Annotated in this window: 25 protein-coding genes and 1 tRNA gene; 15 read left to right on the top strand and 11 right to left on the bottom strand. The window is 72.3% G+C overall.

Going from position 1 to position 23,297, the window contains the following annotated elements; translation table 11 throughout:
* Window positions 1–52: 52 nt before the first annotated feature.
* From VGE38_RS13350 to VGE38_RS13335, 4 genes are all read right to left on the bottom strand, one after another.
* Window positions 53–667: a hypothetical protein gene (locus tag VGE38_RS13350; RefSeq protein WP_331143034.1), complete on the bottom strand. Its 615-nt coding sequence runs from the start codon at window positions 665–667 to the stop codon at window positions 53–55.
* A 67-nt stretch (window positions 668–734) separates the two neighbouring features.
* Window positions 735–1,310, bottom strand: coding sequence for a LysR family substrate-binding domain-containing protein (locus VGE38_RS13345; RefSeq protein WP_331143033.1), 576 nt, complete (start codon window positions 1,308–1,310; stop codon window positions 735–737).
* Window positions 1,307–2,026, bottom strand: a complete 720-nt coding sequence (locus VGE38_RS13340; RefSeq protein ID WP_331143032.1) for an FAD-binding oxidoreductase — start codon at window positions 2,024–2,026, stop codon at window positions 1,307–1,309. Before VGE38_RS13340 ends, VGE38_RS13345 begins: the two co-directional genes overlap by 4 nt.
* A complete protein-coding gene (locus tag VGE38_RS13335) occupies window positions 2,023–2,634 on the bottom strand; it encodes a sulfite oxidase-like oxidoreductase (protein ID WP_331143031.1) in 612 nt (203 codons plus the stop codon). Before VGE38_RS13335 ends, VGE38_RS13340 begins: the two co-directional genes overlap by 4 nt.
* A gap of 107 nt (window positions 2,635–2,741) precedes the next feature.
* Between VGE38_RS13335 and VGE38_RS13330 the strand changes: the two genes are divergently transcribed.
* Window positions 2,742–3,593: a hypothetical protein gene (locus tag VGE38_RS13330; protein ID WP_331143030.1), complete on the top strand. Its 852-nt coding sequence runs from the start codon at window positions 2,742–2,744 to the stop codon at window positions 3,591–3,593.
* Between the two features lie 29 nt (window positions 3,594–3,622).
* Window positions 3,623–4,126 carry a flavin reductase family protein gene (locus tag VGE38_RS13325; RefSeq protein ID WP_331143029.1) on the top strand — a complete coding sequence of 168 codons (504 nt, stop codon included), beginning with the start codon at window positions 3,623–3,625 and terminating at the stop codon, window positions 4,124–4,126.
* Window positions 4,127–4,326: 200 nt separating this feature from the next.
* Here VGE38_RS13325 and VGE38_RS13320 read toward each other — a convergent pair whose 3' ends face one another.
* On the bottom strand, window positions 4,327–5,049 hold the full coding sequence (locus VGE38_RS13320) for a GntR family transcriptional regulator (protein WP_331143028.1): 723 nt from the start codon (window positions 5,047–5,049) through the stop codon (window positions 4,327–4,329).
* 172 nt (window positions 5,050–5,221) lie between these two features.
* On the opposite strand from VGE38_RS13320, the gene VGE38_RS13315 reads away from it, so the two are divergent.
* Genes VGE38_RS13315 through VGE38_RS13285 form a run of 7 tightly spaced genes read left to right on the top strand, consistent with a single transcriptional unit; the run spans window position 5,222 to window position 13,177 of the window.
* Window positions 5,222–6,424 (top strand): amidohydrolase, encoded by a 1,203-nt coding sequence (locus VGE38_RS13315; protein WP_331143027.1) that lies wholly within the window; start codon window positions 5,222–5,224, stop codon window positions 6,422–6,424.
* Between the two features lie 9 nt (window positions 6,425–6,433).
* Window positions 6,434–8,059 (top strand): ABC transporter substrate-binding protein, encoded by a 1,626-nt coding sequence (locus VGE38_RS13310; protein WP_331143026.1) that lies wholly within the window; start codon window positions 6,434–6,436, stop codon window positions 8,057–8,059.
* A 3-nt stretch (window positions 8,060–8,062) separates the two neighbouring features.
* Complete coding sequence (locus VGE38_RS13305; protein WP_331143025.1) at window positions 8,063–9,013, top strand: ABC transporter permease; 951 nt, start codon at window positions 8,063–8,065, stop codon at window positions 9,011–9,013.
* Window position 9,014: 1 nt separating this feature from the next.
* Window positions 9,015–9,893 (top strand): ABC transporter permease, encoded by an 879-nt coding sequence (locus VGE38_RS13300; RefSeq protein ID WP_331143024.1) that lies wholly within the window; start codon window positions 9,015–9,017, stop codon window positions 9,891–9,893.
* A complete protein-coding gene (locus tag VGE38_RS13295; protein WP_331143023.1) occupies window positions 9,890–10,918 on the top strand; it encodes an ABC transporter ATP-binding protein in 1,029 nt (342 codons plus the stop codon). Before VGE38_RS13300 ends, VGE38_RS13295 begins: the two co-directional genes overlap by 4 nt.
* The gene (locus VGE38_RS13290) at window positions 10,911–11,717 is read left to right on the top strand and encodes an ABC transporter ATP-binding protein (RefSeq protein ID WP_331143022.1); all 807 of its coding nucleotides are present in this window, start codon (window positions 10,911–10,913) and stop codon (window positions 11,715–11,717) included. Before VGE38_RS13295 ends, VGE38_RS13290 begins: the two co-directional genes overlap by 8 nt.
* Entirely contained in the window at window positions 11,714–13,177 is a 1,464-nt protein-coding gene (locus tag VGE38_RS13285; RefSeq protein WP_331143021.1) for a chlorohydrolase family protein, read from the top strand. Before VGE38_RS13290 ends, VGE38_RS13285 begins: the two co-directional genes overlap by 4 nt.
* Here VGE38_RS13285 and VGE38_RS13280 read toward each other — a convergent pair.
* Window positions 13,169–14,374: an MFS transporter gene (locus tag VGE38_RS13280; RefSeq protein WP_331143020.1), complete on the bottom strand. Its 1,206-nt coding sequence runs from the start codon at window positions 14,372–14,374 to the stop codon at window positions 13,169–13,171. The genes VGE38_RS13285 and VGE38_RS13280 overlap by 9 nt on opposite strands.
* A 47-nt stretch (window positions 14,375–14,421) precedes the next feature.
* On the opposite strand from VGE38_RS13280, the gene VGE38_RS13275 reads away from it, so the two are divergent.
* The gene (locus tag VGE38_RS13275) at window positions 14,422–15,096 is read left to right on the top strand and encodes a FadR/GntR family transcriptional regulator (RefSeq protein WP_331143019.1); all 675 of its coding nucleotides are present in this window, start codon (window positions 14,422–14,424) and stop codon (window positions 15,094–15,096) included.
* Window positions 15,097–15,179: 83 nt separating this feature from the next.
* Here the strand turns inward: VGE38_RS13275 and VGE38_RS13270 are convergent.
* Window positions 15,180–15,263: transfer RNA gene (locus VGE38_RS13270), tRNA-Leu, on the bottom strand.
* An 85-nt stretch (window positions 15,264–15,348) separates the two neighbouring features.
* Between VGE38_RS13270 and VGE38_RS13265 the strand changes: the two genes are divergently transcribed.
* Window positions 15,349–16,680, top strand: a complete 1,332-nt coding sequence (locus tag VGE38_RS13265) for a M20/M25/M40 family metallo-hydrolase (RefSeq protein ID WP_331143018.1) — start codon at window positions 15,349–15,351, stop codon at window positions 16,678–16,680.
* 31 nt (window positions 16,681–16,711) lie between these two features.
* Here VGE38_RS13265 and VGE38_RS13260 read toward each other — a convergent pair whose 3' ends face one another.
* The 3 genes from VGE38_RS13260 to VGE38_RS13250 form a co-directional block, all read right to left on the bottom strand.
* Window positions 16,712–17,710, bottom strand: coding sequence for a GGDEF domain-containing protein (locus VGE38_RS13260; protein ID WP_331143017.1), 999 nt, complete (start codon window positions 17,708–17,710; stop codon window positions 16,712–16,714).
* A gap of 82 nt (window positions 17,711–17,792) precedes the next feature.
* Window positions 17,793–18,011, bottom strand: coding sequence for a DUF5703 family protein (locus tag VGE38_RS13255; RefSeq protein WP_331143016.1), 219 nt, complete (start codon window positions 18,009–18,011; stop codon window positions 17,793–17,795).
* A 38-nt stretch (window positions 18,012–18,049) separates the two neighbouring features.
* Entirely contained in the window at window positions 18,050–18,997 is a 948-nt protein-coding gene (locus VGE38_RS13250) for an aldo/keto reductase (RefSeq protein WP_331143015.1), read from the bottom strand.
* A gap of 129 nt (window positions 18,998–19,126) precedes the next feature.
* Between VGE38_RS13250 and VGE38_RS13245 the strand changes: the two genes are divergently transcribed.
* Complete coding sequence (locus VGE38_RS13245; RefSeq protein ID WP_331143014.1) at window positions 19,127–19,948, top strand: undecaprenyl-diphosphate phosphatase; 822 nt, start codon at window positions 19,127–19,129, stop codon at window positions 19,946–19,948.
* A 158-nt stretch (window positions 19,949–20,106) separates the two neighbouring features.
* Here VGE38_RS13245 and VGE38_RS13240 read toward each other — a convergent pair whose 3' ends face one another.
* Complete coding sequence (locus VGE38_RS13240) at window positions 20,107–21,087, bottom strand: magnesium and cobalt transport protein CorA (protein WP_331143013.1); 981 nt, start codon at window positions 21,085–21,087, stop codon at window positions 20,107–20,109.
* A gap of 45 nt (window positions 21,088–21,132) precedes the next feature.
* On the opposite strand from VGE38_RS13240, the gene VGE38_RS13235 reads away from it, so the two are divergent.
* The 3 genes from VGE38_RS13235 to VGE38_RS13225 are packed head-to-tail and all read left to right on the top strand — an operon-like array spanning window position 21,133 to window position 23,277.
* Window positions 21,133–21,858, top strand: coding sequence for an Rv2135c family putative phosphatase (locus VGE38_RS13235; RefSeq protein WP_331143012.1), 726 nt, complete (start codon window positions 21,133–21,135; stop codon window positions 21,856–21,858).
* Window positions 21,859–21,867: 9 nt separating this feature from the next.
* Complete coding sequence (locus VGE38_RS13230) at window positions 21,868–22,488, top strand: Rv2134c family protein (RefSeq protein WP_331143011.1); 621 nt, start codon at window positions 21,868–21,870, stop codon at window positions 22,486–22,488.
* 27 nt (window positions 22,489–22,515) lie between these two features.
* The gene (locus VGE38_RS13225) at window positions 22,516–23,277 is read left to right on the top strand and encodes an Rv2133c family protein (RefSeq protein ID WP_331143010.1); all 762 of its coding nucleotides are present in this window, start codon (window positions 22,516–22,518) and stop codon (window positions 23,275–23,277) included.
* The last annotated feature ends 20 nt before the right edge of the window (window positions 23,278–23,297 follow it).

Below are 23,297 nucleotides of genomic sequence, written 5' to 3'. Positions count from 1 at the left end.
TACGAGGCGGTCGCCAGAGGCGCCACTCCGTATGACGTCCGCCGGTGGGCGCTCAGCCCTTGTCGGGGTCGGCAGCCTTGCGCAGCACGTCGCTCTCCGCCTTGATCTTCTTGGTGGTCGACGGGTCCATCAACGGCTCGGTGCCGGGCTGCTGGAGGTCGGTCTCGGCCGTGTCGGGGTTGTGCCCGACGTCGGCGCCTGTCGTGCCGACCGGAGTGGTGATGCCGGTGTCGTCGTCCTCGAGCTCCTGGGCAGCCTCGTCGAGCATCTCGTCCACCTCGCCGCCCGCTCCCGCCGGAGACGACGGCTCCGTGGTCACGGCCGGCCGGGGCTCGGCAGGCTCGGCCGGCGCTGAGGAAACGGCCGGCTCCGCGGCCCCCGCCTCCGCGGCCTCCGGCGCCTCCGCGGGCGAACCGTGATGCTGCGGCGCCGACTCGGGCGCCAGCTTGTCGCCGTGCACCTTGGTCGGGGCGGCGGGGCTCGCCACCGGGCCGGTGCTCCCGGCCCGCTCGGACCCCTGCCAGCCGGGCTGGCTCTCCCGGCCGGCCATGAGGTGCATGGCGACGCCCCGGGCGAGGGCGACGGCCTCGCCCACGGAGCGGCGCGGGTGACGGACGGTGTGGGACAGCGTCCCGAGAACGGCGGTGGGGGAGAGCGTCTTCTTCATCCCGGACCGTTACCCGGTCGGCTCCACCTGCACGCCTCCCTCCACGTGTCCCTGGCGGTCGGGAGCGTCAGCCGCGCGAGGAGTTGGCGGTGCGCCCGCGGACGATCCCGACGAACAGCTGCGTCCGCTCGTCGTCGCGGTCCACCCGCCAGGCCAGTCCGACCGTGGTGGGTGCCAGATCCGTCACGCGCCGGTGCACCACGTCCTTGCGGTGGTAGAGCCGGGCGACCGACATCGGCACGATCGCGACGCCCGTCCCGGCCGCGACCGTCTCGATGGCGTCCTGGGCGCTCATCGGCGGCCAGTCGAGCTGCGGAACGGACGGTGTCCATCCCGAGGCGTGGGGCAGCACCAGCTGCTCCTCGGCGAGCTCGGCGAGGGTCACCTCCTCGGCCAGCGACAGGAAGTGGTCCTTGCCGACCACGGCGACCGGCACCTCGTCGTACAGCGGGATGCAGTGCAGGCCCTCGCGGTCGATCGGCAGCCGCACCAGCGCCATGTCCAGCTCGCCGGAGCGGAGGCGGTCCTCCTGCTCGTCCTCGGCGACCGGCACGAGCTCGAGCCGCTCCTTGGTCCGTTCGCGCCAGGTGCGTGCCCACTTGTCGGGCGTGGCGCCCGTGACGAACCCGAGGTGGAAGGTCATGCGGTGGCTCCGAACTGCTCGACACGGATGGCGGCGGCCGGGAGTCCGGCCTCGCCCAGGATGCGGGTGGCGTACGACGCGAAGCCGACCGAGCCGCAGACGTAGCCGCGCTCGACCCCGTCCACCAGCGGTTGCAGCTCCTCGACGTACGGCGGCGCCGCGACCCGGCCGTCGAGGTTCTCCCGCGTCAGCGCGATGAACGCGCCGGCCTCGTCCAGCTCCGCCGCGTAGGGCAGCGCGTCGAGGGTGCGGGCGACGGCGACGACGCGCAACCGGTCGGTCACCCCGAGTCGGCGGGCGTGCCGCAGCATCGCCACGAACGGCACGACGCCGGAGCCCCCGCCGAGGCAGACGGCCGTGACATCGCCGTTCCAGGTGAACCAGCCGCCGATCGGGCCGCGCAGCTCGACCATGTCGCCGACGCGGGCCTCGTCGTGGAAGTAGCCGGACACCTCGCCGCCGGGCAGGCACTCGACCATCAGCTCCAGCAGCGCGTCGCCGGGGTCGGAGGCGATGGAGTACGCACGCGTCGCGGTGTAGTCGTCCTCGGCACGCAGCCGCACCGCGTAGTGCTGGCCCGGCAGGTGGTCGACCGGGTCGGCGACCACGAGACGCAGCCGCACGAGCCGGGCAGTGCGCTCGATCTCCACGATCGTCCCCGTCGTCCAGGCGCCCACGGCGGTCGTCGTGTCCAGGAGCGGCTCCGGCGCGCTCACGGGTCACCCTGGTAGCGCTGCTCGAGCCACGGGTCGCCACGGTCGTGGTAGCCGCCGCGCTCCCAGAAGCCCGGCCGGTCCGCGGCCATCAGCTCCAGCCGGGTCACCCACTTCGCCGACTTCCAGAAGTACAGGTGCGGCACGAGCAGCCGGACGGGGCCTCCGTGCTCGGGCGGCAGCGGGCGGCCGTCGTACTCCCAGGCGAGCCAGGCCCTGCCCCCGCGCACGTCGTCCAGCGGGAGGTTGGTGGTGTAGCCGGTGGTCGAGTGCGCCATCACGTAGCCGGCCTCCGGCAGCGGCCCCGCCAGCTCCAGCAGCGTCTCGACGCCCACCCCGCCGAAGGTGACGTCGAGCTTGGACCACGTGGTCACGCAGTGGATGTCGCCGGAGTACGTCGAGCCGGGCAGCTCGTGCACCTCGGCCCAGCTCCAGGTCCGCGGCCGCTCGACGAGGCCGTCGACGGTGATCGTCCACTCCTCGGGGACGAGCTGCGGGGTGACCTCGGCGGTCAGGACGGGCCAGTCCGCGCCGGCGTCGTACTGACCTGGCGGCAGCCGGTCGGGTCGGCCACGGCGGGGCCGGCCGGTGAAGCCGCGGGTGATGGGCACGGCCCCACGCTAGCGGCTGGGGCGCAGTCCGCTCAGTCGGCGACAAAACCTGCCGATAGACGGCCTTCGTGCCTCAACCGGACCGGTCGCCCGCCGATCAGGAGCCCATGACCGACGCCGATCCGCGGGGACCGCTCCACGCCCACGCCTGGGTCGTACCCGCGGTCGAGGTGGACGGCGTCACCGACGACGCGCTGCCGACCCAGGAGGAGACCTCTGCGGAGTTCGGCCGCCGCGTCGAGGAGCGGATGGTCGTCGCGCGCTACCTCCACAACCTGGAGCGGGTCGTGCTGACGCCGCCCGAGCAGAGTCGTGCCAAGGAGCTCGACCAGCAGGCGGCGGTGTGGGTCCCCGTCGTCACCTTCGCGGTGACCGCGGTGTGCGCGGTGGTCGTGGTCTTCCTCGCCACCCACTTCTCGGGTCCGTCGGCCCCCGAGGGGATCGGCGACCTGCTCGTGGCGGTCGTGATGGTGGGGTTCCTGGTGGCCGGGTTCGCCACGCTGCTGCGCTCGCAGAGCTACTTCGACGCGCTGCGGCCGACCGGACGTCGGGTGCGATGCGACGTCGCCGACGCCTACGAGACGGTGCGCGACGCGGCGGCCGTCTTCGTCGAGCTCGGCGTGCCGCCGGCCGCGCTCACCCGCGTCGCCGACCTGCTGCCGCAGGCCGAGCGGCTGCTGGACTTCCTGGTCCAGCGGGCCGCCGCCGGAGGCGTCGTGAAGGGGCACCCTGCCTACGAGCAGCTGATCCGGATGGGTGCCGAGATCACCGTGCTGACCGACATGGCCGAGGAGCGGCTGGGTCGGCGCTCGCACCGGCGCCGGGACCGGGAGCGCGAGGATCCGCGTGAGGAGAACGTCATCGACGAGGCCAGCCTGGACCGGTTCGACACCCTCGCCGACATCGCGGTGATGCTCGGCACCGACGACCCGCGACGCCCCTCACCCCGCGAGGAGTGACCCGCGGGCCGGTGCGTCATCATCGAGGCATGCGCCCGCTGAGCACGGAGGAGTTCGACGCGTTCGTCGACGGCATCGACTACCCGGTCTTCGTGGTCACGGCTGCCTCGGCAGCGGGCCGCGCCGGCTGCCTGGTCGGGTTCGCCACGCAGACCAGCATCTCTCCGCCGCGCCTCATGGTCTGCCTGTCGGAGGCGAACCACACGCTCGAGGTGGCCCACGGAGCGGCGTACCTCGCCGTGCACCTGCTCGACAGCGCCGACCACCCGCTCGCGGAGGTCTTCGGCGGCGAGACCGGCGACGAGGTCGACAAGTTTGCCGCCGTGGCGTGGGAGGAGGGGCCGGCCGGGGTGCCGCTGCTCACCGACTGCCGGCGGCGGCTCGTCGGCCGGGTGCTGCTCCGCATCCCACTCGGCGACCACGTCGGGCACCTGCTCGAGCCGGTCTCCGTCGTGGCCGAGGACGGCTCGGGCGGCTCCGACGTACTCACCGTCCGTCAGGCCATGGACATCGAGCCCGGGCACCCTGCCTGACGCCCCGAGTCGCCCCGCCGCCGTGGCCGCCGCCCCAAACTGTCACCGTGACAGTTCGTCACGAGAGTGACGCTTCGAACTGTCACTCTCGCCGCGAAGGGTCACGGTGACAGTTTGCGCGCAGGCAGCTTGCGAGCCGGACGGTCGGATGACGTGGCGGTCTGCCAAGGTCAATCCTGTCTAGTGGTGTCCGGTGGACCTCACAACGCGGCCCGCCGTTCGCGCTGACGGGTGCGGGTCACCTCGACCGGGTCCAGGTGCGTGAGCGTCCAGCGGGCGGCCATCTCGAGCGACGGCTCCCGGGTGGCGCGGACGTGCTGATAGGCGAGCTCGCCCGCGCGGTCGGCGTCGCCCGCAGCGATCGCGTGGTACATCGCCTCGTGCTCGACGCACTGGGTGCTGTCGGGCTGGTTCTGGGTGGTGAGGTGGAACAGCCAGGACACGCGGGCGTTGATCGGCTGCATCATCGACTGCAGCAGCGGGTTCGCGCTCATCGCGATCACGCACTCGTGGAAGCCCGCGTTCGCCGTGGCATGGGCGATGCCGTCATTCCGGGCGAGCGCCTCCCGCGCGGCGACGAGCTGGGACTGGGCCTGCGCGAGGCCAGGGCCGTCGTAGTGCTGGGCGGCCAGCCGCGCGGCGAGCACCTCGACGCTTTCACGCACGTCGAAGAGGTGCCGCACGTCCGCGGCGGTGAAGGGCGCCACCATGGCGCCCTGGCGCGGCACGATGACGACGAGACCTTCGGCCTCCAGGAGCCGCAACGCCTCGCGCAGAGGGATCCGTGAGATCTCCAGCTCGGTCGCCAAGTCGCGTTCCACCAGCCGCTGTCCCGGAGGTCGCTGCAGCCCGATGATCTGGTCCTTGAGCAGCCGGTAGGCCTGGTGGCCCAGCGAGCGCCTGGCGCTCTCACGATCCATCATCGCCTCATTCTTGGTATTCCACTGCGGAGCCATCCCCGCTTGTCAGTATGCGGATCCACGGTGCCGTTGATAGCGCATTCGGTCAAGTTTCGATGTGAGGGGGTTCACAACGCATCCGCGCAGTGCTACGTTCCCCGAACTAACGGTATACCACTAGACGAGGGAGAACGGCGTGGCGTCGTTGTTGGTGCGGAACGCGCGGATCCATGGGAGCGGTGCGGTGGACGTCGAGGTCGAGGACGGACGGATCAGCGCCGTCCGGGCCGCCGGCAGCGTTCACGACTGGGAGTCCGTGGTCGATGCCCAGGGCGCCCTGCTGCTCCCGACGCTCGTCGACGGTCACTGCCACCCGGACAAGACCGCCTGGGACGAGCCGTGGGTCTCTCGACAGCCTGCCGCGACCCTTGAGGAGCTGATCGCCAACGACGTCCTCCTGCAGCGGTCCTTCGCGACACCGGTGCGGACGCGGGCCGAGCGTCTGCTCGGTGCGTACGTCGCAGCCGGGGCACGCGCGGTCCGGGCGCATGTCGATGTCGCCCCCGTCTACGGACTCGACAACATCCGCGGTGTCGTGGAGGCGGCCGACGCCCTCGCCGACGCGCTGCACGTCGAGGTGGTGGCCTTCCCCCAGCTGGGCGTCATGCGTACGCCGGGCACCGCCGAGCTCATGCGCGAGTCGGTCGCCGCGGGTGCGACCGTCATCGGAGGGATCGACCCGGGCGGCCTCGATGGCGACCTGCATGGCCAGCTCGACACCGTGTTCGGGCTCGCCATCGAGCTCGGCGTCTCCCTCGACATCCACCTCCACGACGGTGGCGAGCACGGTATGGGTCAGGTCCGCGAGATCATCCGCCGCACCCACGACGCGGGTCTCGAAGGGCGCGTCGCCATCGGGCACGCCTTCTGCTACTCCGACTGCGACGATGCGCAGCTCACGGCGCTCGGCGAGGCGACCGCCGCAGCCGGCATCACGCTCGCCACCTGCGCACTCGGCGACTCGCCCGTGCTGCCGGTAGCCCGCCTCCAGGAGCTGGGCTGCCGGGTCGTCCTCGGGTCCGACGGCGTTCGGGACGCGTGGAGCCCGTTCGGCAACGGCAACATGCTCGACCGGACGCACCTGCTCGCCTGGCGTACCGGCGCCGTGACCGACGCCGAGCTCGAGGCATGCCTCGATGTGGCGGCCCACGCCGGTGCCGACTTCCTCGGACTGGAGCGCTCGGGCCTCCGTGTCGGTGACCCCGCCGACTTCATGCTCGTCCCCGGCGAGGTGCCCGCCCAGGTGGTCATCGACCGCCCCCTGCCTCACTACGTGTTCCGCGCCGGCCGCGTCGTAGCCCGCGACGGCGCCCTCACCGCCATCCCCGCAACCTTCTAGGAGAACCCCGTGCGCACCTTCCGTCTTACCTTCACGGCCGCGGTGGCCGCGTTCACGCTGCTCGGCAGCGCCGCGTGCAGCGAGAGCACCAGCAAGCCGAGCAGCAAGCTGGACTTCGACGACCTGCGGACGACGACCCCGGTGGGCTCGGGCGACGCGGGGACCATCAAGTGGAACCTGCCCTACGAGCCGCTCAGCCTGGACCCGATCAAGTCGTTCAACTACTCCGAGAACACGGCCCTGGCGAACGCCTGCGAGAGCCTGCTCCGCGCCGAGCCCGACTTCACCGTCGGACCCGGGTTGGCGGAGTCCTGGGAGAACCCCGACCCGACGACCTGGGTCTACACGATCCGCGAGGGCGTCACGTTCTGGGACGGCAAGCCGCTCACCGCCGAGGACGTCGCCTGGAGCATCGGCCGCAACCTGGACCCGGAGAACGGCGGCTATCTCGGGAAGTACTTCGTCAACGTCGACTCGATCAACGCGACCGGGCCGCGGACGGTCACGATCAAGCTGAAGCAGCCCGACGCCCTGCTCCAGCAGGCGCTCGCCGCACTCGGTGGCATCGTGGTGCAGAAGGCGGCGACGATCGAGGCCGGAAAGGAATTCGGCACCCCGGAGCACCTGCCCATGTGCACGGGCCCGTTCCAGCTGGCCTCCTGGGCGCCGGGACAGCGGCTCAGCTTCACCCGCAACGAGAGCTACTGGGACCCGAAGCTGAAGGCCAAGTCCTCCGGACTCGAGCTGTCGTTCGTGGCCGACGAGTCCACGAGCGTGCTCGCGCTGAGCAGCGGCCAGCTCGACGGCCAGTTCTTCTACCTGCCCCCCGCCGGCCTGGAGAAGCTGCAGTCGTCCAAGGAGGGCGACGTCGTCATGGGTGACTCGCAGATCTACTGGACGCTCATCGGCAGCGCCACGTCGGGACCGTACGCCGACCCACGCATCCGCAAGGCGCTCTCGATGGCCGTCGACCGGGCGTCCCTGGCCGCGGCCACGTTCCAGGGCGCGGCGATCCCCGCCAAGACGCTCGCCCCGCCGGCGTCGTGGACCTACGCGAAGGACACCTTCTCCTCGGCGTACGACCAGGTGGAGTCGACGGACAACCAGTTCACGGAGGCCAAGGAGCTCGTCAAGGAGGCCGGCTCGCCGCAGCAGCCGATCACGCTGGCCGTCCAGGGCAGCTCGGCGGTGCACGAGCAGACCGGCAACCTCATCCAGGCGGCCGGTCAGGCCATCGGGCTCACCGTGAAGATCCGCAGCATCCCGGTCGAGCAGTACGGGAACGTCTACGTCGATCCGGGTGCGCGCAAGGGGATCGACGCCTTCCTGAGCACCTACTACGGCGTGCCGGACCCCCTGGACGCGTACACGATGTTCGTGAAGGGCGACTACAGCAACTTCACCGACTACGCCGATGTCTCCGACCAGGTCGCCGCCGCCAGGAACGACATCGACCCGGAGAGCAGGGCGACGACGGTCACTGAGATCCAGACGAAGGTCCTCGAGGACGCGGTGTGGACCCCGCTGGAGTTCCTTCCCGTGATCCTCTTCCAGAGCGACCGGATCACGGGGGCGACCGCGTCGTCGAACTACCTCTACTACCCCTGGGCCGCAGGCATCGGCACGAAGGGCTAGACCATGGCACTGCTCCGCTTCCTCCTGACACGCGCGGCCACGCTCGTGGTGGTCACGCTCTCGGCCTCCTTCCTCGTCTTCAGCCTCATGGACCTGGCCCCCGGCAGCCCGCTCACGTTCCTCCTCGGCAACCGCAGCGCGACGCCGGAGCAGGTGGCCGCCGTACGGGCCGAGTACCGCCTCGACGACCCGTTCCTGAGCCGGTACGGCGCCTGGCTGGTCGACGTCCTGCACGGCGACCTGGGGCGCAGCGTCGCCTACAAGCAGAGCGTGCTGGACCTGCTGTCGACGCGGGTGACGACGACGGTGCTGCTGGTGGCGTACGCCGCGGTGATCATCGCGGTCGTGGGCCTCGGCCTCGGGGTTCTCGCCGGCGCCCGCCCCGGCCGGCTCGACGCGGTCATCACCGGCATCACGACGGCCTTCCTGGCGACCCCCGTCTTCGTGAGCGGCGTCGCGCTCATCTGGATCTTCGCCGTGCAGTTGGGATGGTTCCCCGGGTTCGGTGGCGGCAGTGGCCTGGTGGACCGGGTGTGGCACCTGACGTTGCCGGCGATCGCACTCAGCCTCGCCTCGGCGGCGTACCTGGCGCGGATCACGCGGGCCGCGGTGCAGACCGAGCTCCGCGGCGAGCACGTCGAGACCGCACGGAGCCGCGGGATGGAGTCCGGCTACGTACTGCGTCACCACGTCGTGCGCAACTCACTCATCCCGGTCACCACGGTGCTGGGGCTGACCGTCGCCACCCTGATCGCTGGTGCCGTCGTGGTCGAGAACGTCTTCGCACTCGACGGGCTGGGGTCGCTGCTGGTGCAGGCGATCCTGCGCAGCGACTTCGTCGTGGTGCAGGCGGTGATCCTCGTCCTGGTCGTCACCTTCGTGCTCGTCAACACCGTGGTGGACGTCCTCTACACGGTCGTCGACCCGCGGATCTCGTTGGCAGGGGGGCGCTGAGATGGCTGTCGAGACGGTCACCCTTCCCATGACGCCGACGCCGTCGCGCGCCTCACGGCTGCGGCCCGCAGTCCGGGTGCTCGGCGTGCCGGGCCTGCTCGCCACCGGCTTCCTCGCCGTCATCGTGGTGGTGGCCGCGGCAGCCCCGTGGCTCGCGCCGTACGACCCGAACCTGCCCCGGCCGCTGGAGGCGTACGCCGGCCCCTCGGGCGCCCACCCGCTGGGCACCGACGCCCTGGGTCGCGACCTGCTGTCGCGCCTGATGTACGGCGCCCGCGTGGCGCTCGCGGCGTCCGCCTCGATCATCGTGATCTCCACGGTGGTCGGCACCGCGGTGGCGCTCGTGAGCGCGTGGGTCGGCGGCTTCGTCGACGCGTTCGTCTCCCGGGTGCTCGACATCCTGTTCGCGGTGCCGGGAATCGTCTTCGCTCTCGCAGCGGTGAGCGTCATGGGACCCGGCCCGAAGGGCGTGGTCGCCGGTCTGGCCGTCGGCTACACGCCGTACGTCGCCCGCGTGGTGCGCGGCGCCGCGATGCGCGAGGTGCGGATGGACTACATCGCCGCCGCGTGGGTGCAGGGCCGCAGCGGCACTGCCGTCTGCCTGCGCCACCTGCTGCCGAACCTGAAGTCCCTCATCATCGCGCAGGCCGTCAGCTCACTCGGCTTCGCGCTGATCGACCTCTCGGCGCTGTCCTTCCTCGGGCTCGGCGTCCAGCCTCCCGGCTCGGACTGGGGCCTGACGATGCGGGCGGGCCTGGACAGTGCCCTGCGGGGCCACGCCGGCGAGGCGCTGTCGGCCGGTCTGTGCATCGCCCTGCTGGTGGCTTCGGTGATCGTGTTGGGTGACCGGCTCTCGCAGCGAGCGGAGGAGCGAGCATGAGCATGCTGACGATCGAGGACCTGGTGGTCAGGGTCCGCTCTCAGGACGGCCCGCGCACGATCGTCGACGGCGTGAGCCTCGACATCGAGCGCGGCGAGGCACTCGGCCTCGTCGGAGAGTCCGGCTCGGGCAAGTCGATCACCGCGAGGACCGTGCTCGGCCTCTTCCCGGCCGGCTCCCAGGTCTCGGGCCGGATCGAGGTCGACGGGTTCTCGGTGCTCGGTGCCGACCGCCGTGGGTTGACGGCGTTGCGCTCCCGAAGGGTCGCGATGATCTTCCAGGACCCCCGGGCGCACATCAATCCCGTGCACCGCATCGGCGACTTCCTCACCGAGGCCCTCCGCCGCCACCTGGGCATGGACCGGGCCGGCGCGGCCCGCCGGGCGGTCGGACTGCTCGCCGACGTCGGCATCCCCGACGGCGAGCGGCGTCTGCGGCAGTACCCCCACGAGCTCTCCGGAGGCCTCCTGCAGCGGGTGATGATCGCCGCGGCGATCGCCATCGAGCCGGACCTCATCCTCGCTGACGAGCCGACCACCGCGCTGGACGTGACGACGCAGTCGGAGGTCATGGCCATCCTCGGAGAGCTGCGGACCCAGCGGGGAATGGCGATGCTCTTCATCACCCACGACCTCGAGCTGGCGGCCGCCACCTGCGACCGCACGGCCGTCATGTACGCCGGTCGCATCGTCGAGCGGCAACCTTCGAAGTCCCTGGCCCAGCAGCCCCTGCACCCGTACACCTCGGGCCTCCTCGGCTCGCGCCCGAGCATCGAGACCGTGGCGCACCGCCTGCCGGTGATCCCTGGCCGGCCGGTCGCCGCCTTCGAGGCGGGCGAGGGCTGTGCGTTCGCGCCGCGGTGCGGCTTCGCGCTCGACCGCTGCCATCGGGAGCGGCCGCCCGTCGAGCACCGCCTGGAGGGCGAGGTGGCCTGCCACCGTCACGAGGAGCTGACCGGCGTGCTCGCGGGGGAGCCGATCGCGGCGCCCACCGGTGCGCCCGTGGAGAGGAGCGTCGATGTCTGACCAGGTGATCAAGGTCGAGGGGCTGCGGAAGGTGTTCCCCGGCCACGGTGGTGCCCCCGACGTGGCGGCGGTCGACGGCGTGAGCTTCGAGCTGGGCGCGGGGGAGTCGCTGGCCATCGTCGGAGAGTCCGGCTCCGGCAAGACCACGGTGGCTCGGATGCTGATGGGTCTGGAGCGGCCGACGTCCGGGCTCGTCGAGGTCTGCGGCCGGCGGCGCAGTACCGGAAGGCCGACCACCCGCGAACGGCGTCGACGCGGCCGCGAGATGCAACTGGTGTTCCAGGACCCGTACCTCTCCCTGGACCGCTCCCAGCGGATCGGGACGATCGTCGAGACCGCCATCCGGCTGCAGTTCGCCGTCGGCCGCGCTGAGCTGAGGTCCCGTACGGCGGCCCTCCTGGAGCAGGTCGGGCTGCAGCCGCGCCATGCGGAGCTGTTCCCCCGCCAGCTCTCCGGCGGTCAGCGGCAACGCGTCGCGATCGCGCGGGCGCTCGCCGCGGAGCCGTCGGTGCTGGTCCTCGACGAGGCGGTCGCCGCGCTCGACGTCTCGATCCAGGCGCAGATCCTCAACCTGCTCTGCGACATCCGGGACAGCCGGGAGATCGCGTACCTGTTCATCTCCCACGATCTCGCCGTCGTCAACCAGCTCTGCGAACGCACGCTCGTGATGCGTCGCGGCGCGGTCGTCGAGGAGGCACCGACCAGGGAGCTGCTTACCGCGCCCACGCAGGACTACACCCGCCGCCTGATCGCAGCGGTGCCGCGCCCCGGCTGGGTGCCGATCCGGTCCACCGCGTGAGGTCCAGCCTGCGTGCCCGGCATGTCATCGGGTACGCCGACGGCGACCACCGCCTGATCCTGGACGGCGAGGTGGTCTGGGAGGGCGACACGATCCTCCACGTCGGCGGTCCGTTCGAGGGTCGCGTGGACGAGCGGATCGACTGCGGCGACGCCGTGGTCGCGCCCGGGTTCGTCGACCTCAACGCCCTCGCCGACATCGACCACGCGATCTTCGACAGCTTCCAGACCCCCGACCTCCTGCTCGGCCAGGAGTGGTCCTCGGAGTACGTCGGCCGTCGGGCCGAGCTCCTCACCGCCGAGCAGCTGGCGTTCCGGCGTGAGTACGCGCTGGTGCAGCTGCTCCTCCACGGCGTGACGACGGCGCTGCCCATCGCGGCGGAGTCCTATCGAGCCTGGGCGGAGACCGAGGAGGAGTTCGAGGACGTCGTGGCCATCGCCGGGCGGCTGGGTAACCGGCTCTACCTCGGCCCGAGCTACCGGTACGGCGTCCCCGTCGTCGACGCCGGCGGCCACCGGTCGATCCACTGGGACGCCCGCGAGGGCGACGCGGGCCTGCGCGCCGCGGAGCACTTCGTCGAGCGCTTCGACGGCGCGCAGTCCGGCCGGATCCGCGGACTGCTCGCCCCGGCCCGGATCGAGACCCAGACCGCGGAGTCGCTGCGGGCCACGCGCCGCGCGGCCGACCGGCTCGGCTGCCCGCTGCGGCTGCACGCCGGCCAGTCGCACGAGGAGCTCGCCGACCTGCGGGCGGCGTACGGCACCCGACCTGTGGAGGTGCTGGACTCACTCGGTGTGCTCGGACCGCGCACGATCATCCCGCACGCCTGGGCGGTCGACGGCCACTCCGAGGTGGGGCCGCCCGAGGCGGCCCACGGGAGCTCGGACCTGCGTCGGCTCGCCGACTCGGGCACGACCGTCGCCTTCTGTCCGCTGGCGGCTGGCCGCTACGCCATGGTGATGGAGTCCTTCGACCGCTACCGGGCCGCGGGCGTGCGTCTCGGACTCGGCACCGACACCTTCCCGCCGGACATGCTGCGGGCGATCGACCAGGGCTCGATCCTCACGAAGGCGGTCGAGCGGAGTCAGGACGCCGGCCAGGTCGCCGACCTGTACCGGGCCGCGACCCTCGGTGGCGCCGCCGCGCTCGGGCGGGAGGACCTCGGCCGCCTGGCCGCGGGCGCGAAGGCCGACCTCGTGGTGGTGGGCCTCGGCGACCTGCGGACCGGGCCGGTCGAGGACCCCGTACGGACCATGGTGCTCGGCGCTGCTCCGGTGGTCCGGGTGGTGGTCGACGGCCGCACCGTCGTCGTCGACGGCCGGGTGCCCGGGGTCGACGAGGCGTCGATGCGGAGCCGGGCGCAAGAGCTCTTCGACGTCTACCGCACCTCGTTCAGCGACCGCGACAGCCGGCGGCGGTCGACCGCGGAGCTCATGCCGCCGACGTTCCCCTCACTCTGAGCGCGACGGCCGGACCAGCAGGGGACGCCCCGCCAGGTAGCCGGCCGCCACCTGCACGAGACAGGTCGCCAGCAGCAGGCCGATGGGCAGCGCCCAGCTGCCGGAGGCCTCACGCATCAGCCCCACGGCGAACGGGCCTGCGGCGGCCAGCAGGTAGCCGATGCTCTGGGCCATCGTCGAGAGCGCGGCGGTGTCCGATGCTGTCCTGGTGCGAAGGCCGAAGAGCGCGAGCGCGACGGGGAAGACGCTGCCGCCGACTCCGATGAGGGCGGCCCACAGCCACGCCCCAGCCGTCGGCGCGAGCAGCAGCCCCACCATCCCGGTGGCGAACAGCCCCGTGAGGCCGGCGATCAGGTGCCCCTGCGAACGCAGCCGGGTCGCGAGGCGCGGGGCGACGAAGTACGCCGGGACGCCGATGAGGATGGAGCCCGCAAGCAGCAGTCCTGACTGCCGGTCATCGAAGCCGGCGTCGGCGTAGATGCTCGGCAGCCAGCTCATGACGACGTACGCCAGAAGCGACTGCGTGGCGAAGACGAGCGTGACCCACCACGCGAGCCGGTCGCGCAGGAGGCCGAAGTCGCCGGTCCGCACACCGGTGGCGTCGGGTCGTCGGTGCAGGGGGAGCCACATCAGCAGGGCAGCGACGGCGACCAGGCTCCACAGCCCGAGCCCACCGCGCCAGTCGCCGGTGGACGCGGCGACCGGCACCGCGAGCGCCGCCCCGAGCGCCGCTCCTGTCGACATCACCGCGGTGTACGCGCCGGTCACCTCGCCGAGATGGTCGGGGAAGTGCTGCTTGACCAGCACCGGCACCAGTACGTTCGCCAGAGCGATGCCGGAGCACGCGAGGAACGTGCCGACCAGCAGCACGCCCTCCCCGGCGAGGACCCGCAGGGTCAGGCCCACGGTGATCGCCACGACCGCCAGGGTCAGGCCGCGGTGGGTCCCGACCCGGCGCGTCACCTGCATTCCGAGCGCGCCGACCGCGGCGAAACAGATGACCGGAAGGCTGGTGGCGAAGGCGGCGGCGGTGGGCGCGAGGCCCGTGCCACGGCTGACCAGGTCGAGCAGCGCGCCGAGGCTCGTGATGCCGATCCGCAGGTTGAGCGCGACGAGCAGGATCGCGAGGAGGATCCAGTGACGACCCCTGGCAGTGCCGACGGTAGAGGCGGCGCGCTCGCGGGTCGGGATCGTCACGGGCGCTAGTATGTCAGACATAGGATGATTGGACGAAAGGGTCAACCATGCCGATCGCTGGCGTCACGCCTCACCTCCTCGTCGACCAGGCCATCGACGCCATGCGTGGACTGCTGGGCAGTGGCGAGTGGTCGGTCGGCACACGGATTCCGCCCGAGCCGGTGCTCGCGGAGCAGTTCGGCGTCAGTCGCAACACGGTGCGCGAGGCAGTCCGCGCCCTGTCCCACTCCGGCGTGCTCGAGGTCCGGCGCGGGGACGGGACGTACGTCGTCTCGGCCAACGAGGTCGCCGGGGTGATGCGCCGCCACCTGGCGCGCGCCGACCTGGGGCACGTCTTCGAGGTCCGGCACGCGATCGAGACCTCCGCCGCGGAGCTCGCGGCCGAGCGGCGTACGAAGCAGGACCTCGCCCGCCTCGCGCAGGCGCTGACCGCGCGGTCGACCGCCCTGGCCGCCGGCGACGCCGAGGCGTTCGTGACCGCCGACGTGGAGTTCCACGTGGGCGTCGTCACCGCAGCCCGCAACCCGTTGCTGTCCGAGCTGTACGACGGCTTCGTGGCGACTCTGCGCGACAGCATCGAGCTCCCCTCGGGCGAGGCCGCCGGCTCGTGCGCCGACCACGACCGGCTCTACGACGCACTCGCGGCGCAGGACGGGGCCGCGGCCCGCGAGGCGACGGGTGGGCTGCTGCGTCGCTCGGAGGACGAGGCATCGGGCGCGTGACGTGCTTCTCCGCGCGCAACTTCGGGGTGGAAATGCGAGCCGGCTCCGACCTGTGAGCCAGGTCGGAGCCGGTGTGCATCGCGTGCGCGAGGGGGGACTTGAACCCCCACCCTCTTTCGAGGACTAGCACCTCAAGCTAGCGCGTCTGCCTATTCCGCCACCCGCGCGAGTGCGGGGGAAACGTTAGCAGCGCGAGGCTGGGGAGACGAATCGGGGGTCGGCGGGCCACCCGGGGCCGTTAGCGTGTGCGACATGGACGCCGCGACCAGTGCCCGGACCGACCCGGCAGGCGAGGTCGTCGACATCTGTCGTGACCTCCTGCGCATCGACACCTCGAACTACGGCGACAGCTCCGGGCCGGGGGAGCGCAAGGCGGCCGAGCACGTCGCCGCGCTGCTGGAGGAGGTCGGGATCGCGACCACCATCCACGAGTCGGAGCCGGGCCGCACCAACGTGCTCGCGCACTGGGGCGGGGGCTCGACGAACGGTCCGACGCGCGACGACACGCTGCTCATCCACGGCCACCTCGACGTCGTACCGGCCGAGGCCTCCGACTGGCAGGTGCACCCGTTCTCCGGGGAGATCCAGGACGGCTACCTGTGGGGCCGCGGCGCGGTCGACATGAAGGACTTCGACGCCATGGTGCTCAGCGTCGTGCGGGCTCGGCAGCGGGCCGGGCGGGTGCCGGCGCGCCCGGTGCTGCTGGCGTTCACCGCCGACGAGGAGGCCGGCGGCCATCGGGGCGCGGAGCCGCTGGTACGGGACCGCCGCGACGACTTCGCAGGGGTCACGGAGGCGATCGGTGAGGTCGGCGGGTTCAGTACGACGGTCCGCGGCCGGCGCATGTATCTGATCGAGGCCGCCGAGAAGGGCATGGCGTGGATGCGGCTGACCGCCCGCGGCACCGCCGGGCACGGGTCGATGATCAACCGCGACAACGCGGTCACCCGGCTCGCGACCGCCGTCGCGCGCATCGGCGCGCACGAGTGGCCGGTCCAGCTCACCCCCACCATGCAGACCCTCCTGGCTGCGGTCGGCGAGCTGGCCGGCGAGGAGGCGACGCCGGCGAACGCCGAGGCGCTCGTGGCTGAGTTCGGTCCGGCCGCGCGGATGATCGGCGCGACGCTGCGCAACGTGACCAACCCGACGATGCTGGGCGCCGGCTACAAGGTGAACGTCATCCCCACCGAGGCGACGGCCCATGTCGACGGCAGGTTCCTGCCCGGCTACGAGGACGAGTTCTTCGCGACCCTGGCCGAGCTGTGCGGCGAGGGCGTGGAGATCGACTTCGTCTCCCGGCAGCCGCCCTGGGAGACGCCGTACGACGGCCGCCTGGTCGCGGCGATGGAGCAGTCGCTGCTGGCGGAGGACCCCGACGCGGTCGTCGCGCCGTACCTCATGAGCGCCGGCACCGACGCCAAGCACTTCGGGCGCCTCGGGATCCGGACCTACGGCTTCGCGCCGCTGCGGCTGCCCGACGACCTCGACTTCACCGGCCTCTTCCACGGTGTCGACGAGCGGGTGCCGGTCGATGCGCTGGAGTTCGGCGCGCGGGTGCTGGACCGGTTCCTCGAGCTGGCCTGAGCTGGCCTGAGCGGCCGGGCACCACGACCGCTCAGGCCGCCTCGACGCGGTCGCGGCCCCGGTCCTTGGCGCGGTACAGGGCGGCGTCGGCGCGGCCGAGGAGACTCAGCACCGTGTCATCGGCCTGCGAGGTCGCCAGGCCGATCGAGCAGCTCTGCCGGTCCGGCACGCTGGTGCGGATCCGCTCGGCGACGGCGTGCGCCTCGGCGCCCGAGAGGTCGGGAAGCGCGACGACGAACTCCTCGCCGCCCCACCGGGCCGGCGCGGCCGTCGCCGGGAGCAGCGAGCCCAGGCCACCGGCGAAGCAACGGAGCAGCTCGTCGCCGGCCAGGTGGCCGTACTGGTCGTTGTAGGCCTTGAAGTGGTCCAGGTCCGCGATCAGCAGCGTGAGCGGGCGCCCGGAGCTGCGGGCCTCGCGGAGCAGCACGTCGACCCGCGGCTCCCACGAGCGCCGGTTGGCGAGCCCGGTGAGCGGGTCGGTCGCGGCCTGCAGGGCGAGCTCCTGCCGGGCCGCCCGCAGGGCGCTGGTGAGCCAGGCCGACAGCTCCGCCACCGCCGTCCACACGCACGCGGCGATCGACATCCGCACGGCCGCGTCCTCCGGCGGCAGGTCGATGACCAGCCACTGGGCGAGCAGTGCCGCGGGGAGCAGCGGGAGCGAGGCGCCGCGCGCCTGGGTCAGGCCCACGAAGAGGAAGGCGAGCGTCAGCACCTGGAGGGTCAGCGTCGCCGCATGAGGGACCAGCGCCGAGCCGAGCGCCACGCAGCCCACCACGAGCAGCGGCCAGACCATCAGCAGGCGGACGCTGGTGCGCTGCAGCCGCCGTACGACCAGCCAGGTGAGGGTGATGGCGGCCAGGCCAGCGGCGGCGTGGGCGAGGACGGCGGTCGCAGGATCGTCGCCCACCAGACCCGCGAGGGTGCAGACCGCCGCGATGGCCAGCACGCCCACTGCCGCGCCGTCGTGCCACCGCAGACCCGCGGCGGACGCCGACGAGCGTCCCCCGGGGGGCGCGGTCAGTTCGGGCATGCGGCAGTGCTCCTGCGTTCCGGCGGCAGGTGGTCCCGCCCACCGTAGTGGACGCCGTGCTGTGGTGGGTGTGCGTTGCCTCTCAGGCGGTGCGCACGGCGCGGATGATCTTGCGGCGCAGCACGACCCTGCGCAGGCCGTCGGGGGTGATCCGGACCCGGTCCAGCTCCCACCCGCCGTGCTCGGCGCGCTCGACGAGCAGCTTCGTGACGACGCCGCGGGGCAGCTCGCGGGTGAAGGTGACCTTGTCGAACTCCCACTCCACCCCGGCAGCGGGTGGTCGGCGGTCGGCCCGGGCCATGGCTCCTCCTGCTCCTCGAGCTAGTCCAGCTAGTTCAGCTACTCGGCCGACACGTCGTCGAGAGCGTCGGCGATCTCGTCGGGCAGCGTCAGCTCGTCGGTGGCCAGCGAGTCGCGCAGCTGCGCGGCGGTGCGGGCGCCCACGATCGGAGCGGTGACGCCGGGACGGTCACGCAGCCAGACCAGCGCCACCTGCAGCGGCGTCCAGCCCAGGCCGTCGGCCGCTCGGGCCACCGCCTCCACGACGCCCGCCGAGCGTTCGGTGAGGTAGGCGCCGACGAAACCCGAGAAGTGGTTGGAGGCGGCGCGGGAGTCGGCCGGCGTCCCGGTGCGGTACTTGCCGGTCAGCACGCCACGACCCAGCGGCGACCACGGGAAGACCCCGAGCCCCAGCGCGGCGCAGGCCGGCAGCACCTCGGCCTCGACAGCGCGGTTGAGCAGCGAGTACTCCACCTGCGTGGAGGCCAGCGGCGTCCGGCCCGGCACCGCCCGCTGCCACGAGGCGGCCCAGGCGGTCTGCCAGCCGGTGTAGTTGGAGATGCCGACGTAGGACGCCCGGCCGCTCGTCACCGCCTGGTCGAGCGCGGACAGGGTCTCCTCGAGCGGCGCCTCGTCGGACCAGACGTGGACCTGCCACAGGTCCACGTGGTCGGTGCCGAGCCGCTGCAGCGACGCGTCGAGGGTGGCGAGAAGGTGGCCGCGGGAGGTGTTGTGGGTGCGACCGCCACGGCGGGCCGAGATGCCGGCCTTGGTCGCCAGCACCAGCTCGTCGCGCGCCATCACATCGCCGATCAGGGAGCCCAGCAGCTCCTCGGACGCGCCCCCGCCGTACGCCGCCGCGGTGTCCACCAGCGTGCCGCCGGCCTCGGCGAAGGCGATGAGCTGGTCGCGGGCCTCGTGCTCGTCGGTGTCGCGGCCCCACGTCATCGTGCCGAGGCCGAGCCGGGAGACGGACAGGCCGGTGGCGCCGACGGAGCGTTCCTGCATGCGCCAGAAGATAGCCCCACCAACGGCGTGTGCCGGCCTCGGCTCGCCGGGCGTGGGTACGGCGGCTGGCGACTGTGCGCCTGTGTAGCGTGTGCGGCGCCGTGACCGAACGACCGGAAAGCGCCTGGCATGAACTACCTGGAAGCGATCGTCCTCGGCCTCATCCAGGGGCTGACGGAGTTCCTCCCGATCTCCTCCAGCGCGCATCTGCGGATCTTCCCGGAGCTGTTCGGCTGGGGTGATCCGGGCGCTGCGTTCACGGCGGTGATCCAGATCGGCACCGAGCTGGCGGTGCTGCTGTACTTCTGGAAGGACATCTGGCGGATCGGCTCCACCTGGGTCCGCAGCCTGTTCCGCGCCGAGCTCCGCGGTCAGCTCGACGCCCGGATGGGCTGGTACATCATCGTCGGGTCGCTGCCCATCGTGATCCTCGGCATCCTGCTCAAGGACGTCATCGAGTCCGACTTCCGCAACCTGTGGGTCATCGGTACCACGCTGATCGTCCTCGGCGTCGTCCTCGGTCTCGCCGACCGCTTCGGTGGCCAGCGCAAGAGCCTGAAGAACCTCAGCCTGCGCGACGCGGTGCTCATGGGCCTGGCCCAGGCCGCCGCGCTGGTCCCGGGCGTGTCCCGCTCCGGCGCGACGATCTCGATGGGCCGCGCGCTCGGCTACGAGCGTGCGACCGCGACCCGCTACGCCTTCCTGCTCGCGATCCCCGCCGTCATCGGCGCGGGCATCTTCGAGCTCAAGGAGATCCCGCACGGTCACAACGACTACGGCTGGGGACCGACGTTGCTCGCCACGGTCGTCTCGTTCGTCGTCGGGTACGCCGCCATCGCCTGGCTGCTGCGCTACGTCGCCACGAAGTCCTTCACGCCGTTCGTGCTCTACCGCGTGCTGCTCGGCGGCGCGACGCTGCTGCTGGTCGCCGCCGGCGTGCTCACGGCCTGAGTCGCCTGCCCGAGCCCGGCTCGCAAACTGTCACCGTGACCTTTCGCGTCACGGGTGACACTTTGAACCGTCACCCTCGACGCCAACTGTCACCGTGACAGTTTGCAGGTGTCACCGTGACAGTTTGCGGGCGACGGCGGCCGCCCGTGATGGCCCGGTCAGAGCCAGCCGGACCTCTTGAAGAACACCCAGAGCCCAGCCACGACCGACGCCATCAGCAGCAGCGCGAACGGGTAGCCGAGGGTCCACTCCAGCTCCGGCATGTGCCGGAAGTTCATGCCGTAGACGCCGGCGATGAGGGTGGGTACGACGACCAGCGCCGCGCCGGCGGAGATCTTGCGCATGTCGTCGTTCTGCTGGACCGAGATCTGCGCCAGGTGCGCCTCGAACGCCGAGGAGAGCAGGGCCTCCATGGTGTCGACGTCCTCGGCGGCGCGGGTGAGGTGGTCCAGAACGTCGCGGAAGAACGGCTCGATATCGCCGTCAACGAGCGCGATCTGCCCGCCGGCGAGCCGGCGGACCGGCTCGCGCAGGGGCTGGACGGCCCGGCGTACCTCCGCGAGCTCGCGCTTGAGGGTGTAGATCCGTGCCGAGTCGCGGGTGCGCAGCCCGGAGAAGACCGACGTCTCCACCTCGTCGACGTCGGTCTGGAGCTCGGCGACGACGCCGAGATAGCCGTCAACCACCCGGTCGGCGACGGCGTGCACGACGGCGGACGGCCCCTGCGCGGCCAGGCGCGGGTCGGCCTCCAGCGCGAGCCGAGCGGGCTCGAGGGCACTGCCGGCGCCGTGACGCACGGTCACCACGAAGTCCGCGCCCACGAAGACGTTGACCTCGCCGGTCTCGACCTGGTCGGTGTCGTCGACGTACCAGAGCGTCTTGAGGACCAGGAACAGGCTCTCGCCGTACAGCTCCAGCTTCGGCCGCTGGTGGGCGTGCACGGCGTCCTCGACGGCGAGCGGGTGCAGTCCGAACGCGTCGGCGACCTCGGCCAGCTCATCGGCGGAGGGGGAGTGGAGACCGAGCCACACGAAGTCGCCGGGGCGGCGCACGCCCGCGCGCAGCGTCGCGTAGTCCGGCGGGTCGCCGCCGCCGGCGACCCGGACGCCGTCGCGGTAGAGCGCGCTGTCGACGATCACCCGTCCAACCTAGGGCAGCCCGGGCCCGTCGTTAGGCTGACGCGCATGGCGACGGTGATCCTCGTGCGGCACGGCCGCACCACGGCGAATGCGTCGGGGATGCTGGCCGGCCGCCTGACGGGCGTGCGGCTCGACGAGACCGGCCGCACGCAGGCCGCCGCGACCGGCGAGAGACTCGCGGCGGTCCCGCTGCGGAGGCTGGTGACCAGTCCGCTGGTGCGCTGCCGCCAGACCGCCCGGGAGATCCTGACGCGGCAGGACGGTACACCGGCGCAGCTGACCGACAAGGCGCTCACCGAGTGCGACTACGGCGACTGGCAGGGGCAGAGCCTGACGACGCTCGCGAAGGAGCCGCTGTGGCGGGTGGTGCAGAGCCAGCCCTCGGCGGCCGCCTTCCCGGGCGGGGAGTCGATGGCCGCCATGCAGGCGCGCGCGGTGGCCGCCGTACGCCGGCACGACGCGGCCGTCGCCGACGAGCACGGGCCGGACGCGGTATGGGCGGTGGTCAGCCACGGCGACATCATCAAGGCGGTCCTCGCCGACGCGCTCGGACTGCACCTGGACCTGTTCCAGCGGCTGCACGTCGACCCCGCGTCGATCTCGATCGTGCGCTACACCGAGTCCCGGCCCTACGTACTGGCGACCAACACCCACGCCGGCGACCTCGGCTGGCTCGCGGCCGCGCCGAAGCGCCGCCGAGGAGCGCGGCGTCGCCGGTCCGACGACGCCGTGGTCGGTGGTGGCGCCGGGCCCGCCGACGAGCCTGCCTAGGCTGGAGCCATGCCGCCCCTCGTCCACCGCTTCGACCAGCCCGACCGTTTCGTGGCCGGGACCGTCGGCGAGCCCGGCTCCCGCACGTTCTTCCTCCAGGCCCGCGCCGGCACCCGGCTGGTGAGCGTGTCGCTGGAGAAGCAGCAGGTGGCCGCGCTCGCCCAGCGCGTCGACGAGCTGCTCGACGAGGTGATGGGGAGCGCCGCCTCCGTGGTTCCCGCCGTCGCGCCGCTGAGCCTGTCCGACGACGCCCCGCTCGACCAGCCGATCGAGGAGGAGTTCCGCGCCGGCACCATGACACTGTCGTGGGACCCGCGCGATGAGCGGGTCGTCATCGAGGTGTTCCCGCTGATCGAGATCGAGGTGATCACGCCCGACGAGCTGGAGGCGCTCGAGCTCGACCCCGAGGCCGAGCTGGAGGAGGCGCTCGAGGAGGCGCTGGCCGAGGACCCGGAGCCGGACGAGATGCTGCTGGTGCGACTCGGCGCCGGCCAGGCGCGGGCGTTCGTCGCGCGCGCGCAGCGTGTCGTCGACGCCGGCCGGCCCGGGTGCCCCTTCTGCGGCGGCCCGATCGATCCCGACGGCCACCTCTGCCCGCGGGCCAACGGCTTCAAGCGCCGTGACCCGTGAGCCCGGCCGGTGACTGACGGGCGCCCGATGACCGAGCTGGTGCTGCAGGGGCGGGTGATGCCGGCCTCGAACGCGACCTTCCTCGCGACCATCGCGCCCAGGGACGGCGACGAGGCGCTGGCCGTGGTCTACAAGCCCATCCGCGGGGAACGGCCGCTGTGGGACTTCCCCGACGGCAACCTGGCCCACCGCGAGGTGGCGGCCTACCTGGTCTCGCAGGCCACCGGCTGGGACATCGTGCCGGAGACCTGGCTGGCCGACGGCCCCCACGGCACCGGCATGGTGCAGCGCTGGTGCACCGTCGAGGAGGACGTCGAGCCGGTGACGATCGTGCCGGCCGGGGCGACCCCGCCGGGGTGGCGGCACGTCTTCGACGGCCTCGACGCCGACGACGAGCCGGTCTCGCTGGTCCACGAGGACACCGCCGAGCTGCGCCGGATCGCGGTCTTCGACGTCCTGGTCAACAACGCGGACCGCAAGGGTGGCCACGTCCTGCCGGTCAGCGGCGGACACCGCTACGGCATCGACCACGGCGTCACCCTGCACCGCGAGCCCAAGCTCCGCACCGTCCTGTGGGGCTGGGCGGGCAGTCCGCTCACGGACGAGGAGGCGGCCGTCGTACGCCGCCTGCGGGCCGCGCTGGACGGCGACCTGGGCGACACGCTGGCCGACTACCTCGCCGTCGGGGACATCGAGGCGCTCGCCGTGCGGTGCGAGCGGCTGCTGGCCGACGGCGTGCTTCCGCACCCGAGCGGGGAGTGGCCGGCGATCCCGTGGCCACCCTTCTAGAGCGCGCCGATAGAGTTCCC

Origin of the sequence: Nocardioides sp. (assembly GCF_036405735.1) — a bacterium.
GTDB lineage: Bacteria > Actinomycetota > Actinomycetes > Propionibacteriales > Nocardioidaceae > Nocardioides.
The sequence above is the reverse complement of the archived record's forward strand: the minus strand, read 5'-3'. Positions and strand labels throughout refer to the sequence as shown.